At 66.6% G+C, this 6,351-nt stretch carries 4 protein-coding genes; all 4 read left to right on the top strand.

The genetic code is table 11. The features are described 5' to 3' along the window. Nucleotides 1–1,959, top strand: a 1,959-nt coding sequence (locus ACIPR8_RS19950) for a type VI secretion system Vgr family protein (RefSeq protein ID WP_446542176.1), incomplete at its 5' end; no start/stop codon positions are given. A 13-nt stretch (nucleotides 1,960–1,972) separates the two neighbouring features. Then, on the top strand, nucleotides 1,973–2,920 hold the full coding sequence (locus tag ACIPR8_RS19945) for a DUF4123 domain-containing protein (RefSeq protein WP_446542175.1): 948 nt from the start codon (nucleotides 1,973–1,975) through the stop codon (nucleotides 2,918–2,920). Nucleotides 2,921–3,021: 101 nt separating this feature from the next. Next, nucleotides 3,022–3,603, top strand: a complete 582-nt coding sequence (locus tag ACIPR8_RS19940; protein ID WP_225591987.1) for a DUF3304 domain-containing protein — start codon at nucleotides 3,022–3,024, stop codon at nucleotides 3,601–3,603. Further along, nucleotides 3,600–6,008 (top strand): T6SS phospholipase effector Tle1-like catalytic domain-containing protein, encoded by a 2,409-nt coding sequence (locus ACIPR8_RS19935; protein ID WP_446542174.1) that lies wholly within the window; start codon nucleotides 3,600–3,602, stop codon nucleotides 6,006–6,008. The genes ACIPR8_RS19940 and ACIPR8_RS19935 overlap by 4 nt, the downstream gene beginning before the upstream one ends. The last annotated feature ends 343 nt before the right edge of the window (nucleotides 6,009–6,351 follow it).

Raw genomic sequence — 6,351 nt, 5'->3', positions numbered from 1 at the left:
TCACAGCGCGAGCACTACGACCCGGCCGGTGCGTATGCTTTCGCCGATGGCGCCACGGCCGATCATTACGCGCAGCTGCAGGCGCAGGTGCTGGAAGCCCACAGCCGGTGCTGGCACGGGCAGGGCAGCGTGCGTGGGCTGCAGTCCGGCACGTGGGTGCGGGTGCAGCAGGCGCCGTTTGCCGAACCGCCGGAGCTGCTGCTGGTCGCGGTGGAGCACACCGGCATCAACAACCTGCCGACCGACCTGCGCAGGAGCGTGGAGACGACGCTGGGTGCCGTGTTGATGGACGGCAGTACGACCAATTGGGCCTCGGCCGAGAAGGTGGGCTACGGCAACACCTTCACCGCCGTGGAGCGGACGTTGCCCTGGCGGCCCCAGCTGCACGATGCCACCGGTGCGCGCCTGAACCCCCGGCCGACCGCGCCGGGCTACCAGACCGCCATCGTGGTGGCCGGCCACGACGGTGGCGGGCAGGACGTCCATGCCGACAGCCTGGGACGGATACGCGTGCGTTTCCATTTCCAGGATGCGCAGGGCGATACCACCTGGCTGCGGGTGGCCCAGCGCTACGCCGGGCCGGGCGTGGGCAGCCAGTTCCTGCCGCGCATCGGCCAGGAAGTGGTGGTGGGGTTCCTGGAGGGCGACATCGACCGGCCCATCGTGCTGGGCGCGCTGTACAACGGCCGCGGCGAAGCGGGCGTGGCGCCGACCCCGGCCGGTGCCGAGGGCGAGACGGATCGCGCGATCTACGGGCAGGCCGGCGACCAGCGCAGCAGTGCGCAGGGCAACCTGAGCGGTGGCCACGCCCCGGCCTGGCATGCCGCCGGCGGGGGGGACGATGCGCACCGGCACGCCGGTGCGGTGTGGGGCATCCGCTCACGCGAATGGGACGGCGGGCAGGGCAGCAATCACCTGCTGTTCGATGACTCGGACCAGCAGCTGCGGGTGCAGCTGGCCAGCAGCCAGCAGACCTCGCAGCTGACGCTGGGCCACCTGCGCCACCAGTCGGACAACTTCCTGGGCAGCCTGCGCGGTACCGGCTTCGAGCTGCGCACCGACGGCTGGGGCGCGGTGCGTGCGACGGCGGGCAGCTGGTTCAGTGCGTATGCGCATGACGGAGCGCAGCCGGTGGGCGAGGCGGTGCAGCCGTCGGCCCTGCTCAAGCAGGTGAACCAGCTGGGCCAGCGCTTCAGCGAAGCGGCGCGGACCCACCTGACCAGCCCGTTGGCGCTGCAGGAAGGTGCGCGTGGAAAGGCGCGCTCGCAACTGGTCGCCGACAAGGCGCCGCTGGCGGCGCTGCAGGACAGCGTCAACACCACGGTGCGTGGCGATGGCTACGGCGAGGCCCGAAGCGAGGCCGCCGAGCGGCAGGCGCAACCCGGTGACGGGCGGGTGCCGCACAGCGGTGATCCGCTGCTGGGCCTGGCCGCGCCGGCGGGCATCGCCCAAGTGGCCGGGCAGGCGCTGCACTGGACGGCCGGTGAAGGGCTGCTGTTGGCCAGCGGCGAGCACAGCGACACCACGGTGATGGGGGATGCGCGGCTGCATGCCGGGCAGGCGGTCGGGGTGCTGGCGGCGGCGGTCGACGGTGGCGTGAAGGAAGGCAACGCGTTGAGCGTGGTCACCGGTGCCGGCGAGCTGGACGTGCAGGCGCAGAACGACAAGGTGCAGATCCAGTCGCGGCAGGCGCTGCGCGCGGCCAGTGCGCAGGGCGTGGTGGAGCTGGCGGCCGGCAAGACGATCCACATCGCCACCGCCGGTGGCGCGAGCGTGACGATCGAGGGCGGCAACATCAGCTTCAACTGCCCGGGAAAGATCACCGTGCATGCCAAGAAGAAGTCCTTCGTGGGCCCGGTGCAGGGCGACTATCCGTTGCCGCTGTTCCCGAAGTCCATCTGCGTGGAGTGCATGCTGAAGGCCGCCGCGTCCGGTGCGCCATTCGCGGCATTGCAGTAAGGAGGAAGCGACGTTGTCCTCCTGTCATGCAAACAATGCACTGCCTTCGGCCGCGTTGCCCGCGTTGGCGGCCACCATCGCCGGTGACGGCGATCTTGCCTGTTGGGCGTTGCTGGATGCGGCCCTGGTCGATGCCGGGCGGGTGCAGGCGGTCTGCGCCCGGCATGGCATGCAGGTCACGGCGGCCTATGCGGGCTCGGAGCTGGATGCCTACGGCGACGTGGGCGTGCTGCTGCTCTCCCTTGCCGGCAGTGAGGTTCAGCGCACCGCGCAGGTCCTGCAATTGCTTGAGCTCGCAATGCCCGCGCCGGCGCTGAGCTGGTTGTACGGCAATGCCGATGTTGGGCAGTTGCAGCGGTTGTGCGCCTATCTGGGCATGGCGGGCGTCGCCGAACGCGGGCAGCCCATCCACTGCCGTTTCGCCGATACGCGTGTGCTGCCGGTGTTGCTTTCCGAGTTGTCCGCCACGCAGGCTGCGCGCGTGAGCGGATGTGTCGCGCAATGGGGCTGGGTGGACCGCAACGGGCAGTACGTGCAGTGGCGTGCAGCTCCGGACGGGGCAGTCGCCGATACACACGAGCACCTGCACCTGTCCGTGGCCCAGTTCCGTGCGCTGCGCGCCGCCGCCGAGCCCGATGCGATCTTCATGATGTTGTGCGAACAGACCCCCAGCCTGGTACCGGAGGCACGCGTGCGCGGCGACTTCCATGCCCGGATCACGCAGATCCTGCAGACGGCGTCCCGCTTCAACGTGCAGGATCTCAAGAGCCGCCTGCAGTTCGTGGTGCTCAGCCTCAGCTGCGGGGAGGACTTCCACACCCTGCCGGAACTGCACTCCACCTGGGAAGGCGTGCGAGCGGGGGAGTTCCTGCTGGTCGACAAGATGCCGCTGTGGGGCAATGCGGTCTGGGAACGGCTGGAGTACCGCCGTCCGGAGGAAGAACGCGGGGTGCTGCCATGAGGGGTACGGCATTGCAGCAGAACACCACCACATCGCAGCGGTCCGTTGATGACCGCAAGCATGACCACGGCGGGCGCAGGACGCCCGCAAGGATGGACCGAATGAAGCCTGCCCTTCCGTATTTCCATGAACGCCGCAAACCATTGGCACGTACGATGAGGCGGCACTGGCAGGTACTTCTCGGCGTTTGCCTGCTCTCGCTGGTGAGCGCCTGCGGGGCAAAGTCTGGTCAGGACGACACGGCCATGGGCAGCATCGATGGATACAACTCCACCGATCAGGCCATCACGCCGTTCTACGTGAACAACCACGGCGGCGTCAGCATCAACGCTTACTCCGGTGGTGGCTCGGTGTGCTGCATCCTCTACCCGAGGAAATGGCATCCCGGGTTGACCGCCAAGGTCAAGTGGGCGACCAGCAGCGGCAAGTCCGACGGTGACCCGACCCAGACCTGGCATGAGGCGGAGGTTCCGATCGAGCCTTATGACGTGCCCGGTTCGATGAATGTGCATTTCCTGCCGAATGACGAGGTGCGGATCGTGATCTTCAACGGTTCGCCGCGCGCGGAAGGCTACAAGGGGCCGCCCTATCCGGAAGCACCGCCGGGCTGGTCGACGCGATCGGACGTTGAGGACGCAGGTGTGCCGCCCGTACCGGCTGCCCCGCAGGGAGAAACCAAATGAGCAAGTTCGAGGCAGGCTGGTGGGCGGTTGATCGTCGTGGCGACGGTTCGACGGAGGCGTGGTTCTTCGCCGATGCGAAGCATGTCACTGGAACGGCCTTGTTGCTGCCCAACGGCGACCAGTTGCTGTACTTCCGCCCCACCAAGGAGAAGCCCTTCCTGTTGCGTGACTGGAAGCCCAGCTATGAACGCCTGGGTAGCGCACCGCCGGGCGACAGCTGGGACAACGACAAGTACGGGGCGAAGGCAAATGCCACCATGCAGATGCCGAAGGACTTCCCGCGCCAGAACCGCAAGCCCAGCGCGCAGGAACTGTCCGGGCGGGCCGGCAAGGCCGACCTGGGCAAGGCCGACGGCCTTGACTGCATGCGCGAGCTGCATGTCGGGGTGTTCTTCGACGGCACCAACAACAACATGCTGCGCGACCGCGGCAGTGCGGGCCATTCAAACGTGGTCACGCTGTACGACGCGCACAAGTCCGACGACGTGGAGTACTTCAAGTTCTACCTGCCCGGAGTGGGCACGCCGTTCCCCGAGATCGACGAAACGGGGGAGGACAGCAAGGGAAAGAGCATGGCCCGCGGTGGCGAGGCACGCATCCACTACGCGATGATCATGCTGTACAACGCGGTTTCGCGTTCGGTCACCGGCACCGACCTGGTGCCGGCGGACGAAGCCAAGGTCCTGGTCACCGAGATCTGGAGGGGCTTGAAGACCCTGTATCGCGGCGGCAACGCCAAGATGATCCAGATATTCGAGGACATCGACCAACGCCTGCTGGCGAAGGTGAAGGAGAAGCGGCCGAACATTACCCGCGTCCACCTGACGGTGTTCGGGTTTTCGCGCGGCGCCGCGGAGGCGCGCACGTTCGCGAACTGGGTGAAGCTGGCCACGAAGGGGAAGGTGGGGCCGGCAGAGTTGAACATCCGCTTCCTGGGGCTGTACGACACCGTGGCATCGGTGCTGCTGGCCGATTCCTCGCCGGTGGGCGGCGGCTTCCTCGATTGGGCCAACGGCAGCATGGGCATTCCGGCCGGCGTCGAGCAGACCGTGCATTACTGCGCCGGGCATGAGATCCGGCGTTCGTTCCCGTTGTCCACGTTGCGCATGGGCGGGGATTGGCCGTCACCGGCCAAGGAGTTCGTCTACCCCGGCGTGCACTCGGATATCGGCGGTGGCTATGCCCCCGGCGACCAGGGCAAGGGGCGTGCGGGGCGCAGTGACATGCTCTCGCAGATCCCACTGAGCGACATGTATTTCGAAAGCGTCAATGGCGGCGTGAAGCTGCTTCCGCTCAATGAGCTGCCTGCCAATATCAACAGCGACTTCAAGATCGAGCCGACGCTGCAAAGTGCATTCTCGGCCTACCTGCAATGGACGCCGACCAACGAGAAGGGCGAGAACGTCAGCGGCAGCAAGCGCGGCCACATGGAAGGGCGCATGCAGACGCAGATGCAGCACTACTGGCGTTGGCGCGGGAAGTACACCAGCGACGCCGCGCTGAAGACGCTCAAGAGCTGGTCCGCGGCCAGCGCGCAGGACAAGGCGGACCTGGAAGAGGGCAACAAGGACTGGCAGGTTGACCTGCAGCGTGCCCGCGACGCCCACAAGCCGAGGACGGTGACGGTGCCCATCGGCCTGGTGGGGGTCCCGATCAATCTGTCGGCCTCGCCCTCGCAGGTGCAGAAGGACGTGGTCAGCGCGGTGGATGCGACGGCGCCGATTCCTGCCGACGTCGACCGCTTCTTCGACGACTACGTGCATGACTCGCACGCGGGCTTCTGGATGCTTGGCCCGATCACGCGCATCGACAAGGCGATCTTCATCAACGAGATCCGCAAGCGCAACGCGCTGCGGGAGCACCACCTGGCACTGGCGAAACAGTACAGCGACCTGCGCAAGCACGACGAGGCCGGCCGCGAGTACATGCAGGCGCTGTCCTATGAGCTGAACCGGTTCGAGCAGCAGGTGCTGGCCGCCAACAGCAAGGACGTGGACGTCGAGGACGAGAACAGTGCAGGGAATGTGCCGTTGATGCGCGATTCGGATGCCAAGGACCTGCGTGACAACATGGGCATGGAAGGCTGGGTCGTGAAGAACGTGGTGGGATCGGGCACGCGCCGTGAACCCAACGGCGTCGGCCAGTACCGTCACATCATGGACCGCGACCACGAGCGCTTCCTGCAACCGATGAAGGAAGTGGAGTACCAGCGTGATCGCGCGATCGATGCAGCCAAGGAGAAGGTCCAGGAAGGTGTTGACGGTGTCCGCCAGAAGGCCGAGGAGATCAAGGACGGTGCGGCGCGTGCGGTGGATCGCGCGGTCGACAACGCGATTGATGCCGGCAAGGACGCCGTGATCGATGGACTCAAACGTGCGATCCCCAACGGGATGCCGCGGTTCTGATCACTGCGGCAGTCCTGCCAGACGACACGACGCGAGGCCCCGGTGGGCCTCGCGTCGTCATGGCCTGAACTGTGCGTTGTTGCCCGATTTGAAGCTTTGCCGATTCATTTATTTGAATTCGGCATGAAATGTCACGTTCCTGTTTTCTGATAGATTCGCCGGCAAGGGGGAATGCACGGCTATCCGCTGCGTGTCGGGCGGGCTGTCACAACTTCTGGGATTGGCATGGATCAGCTGACGAACCTGATGGCACAGGTCGCCGCGTTGAACAGCGCGCAGCGCCTGTACCGGCTGGAGAGTGACCTCCTTGGGGAGGGCGTGGTGGAGCGTTGGTGGGGGCGGG

This window comes from Stenotrophomonas sp. LARHCG68, from assembly GCF_052871705.1.
Note: the sequence above shows the minus strand (reverse complement) of the source record. Positions and strands in the feature narration are given on the sequence as shown.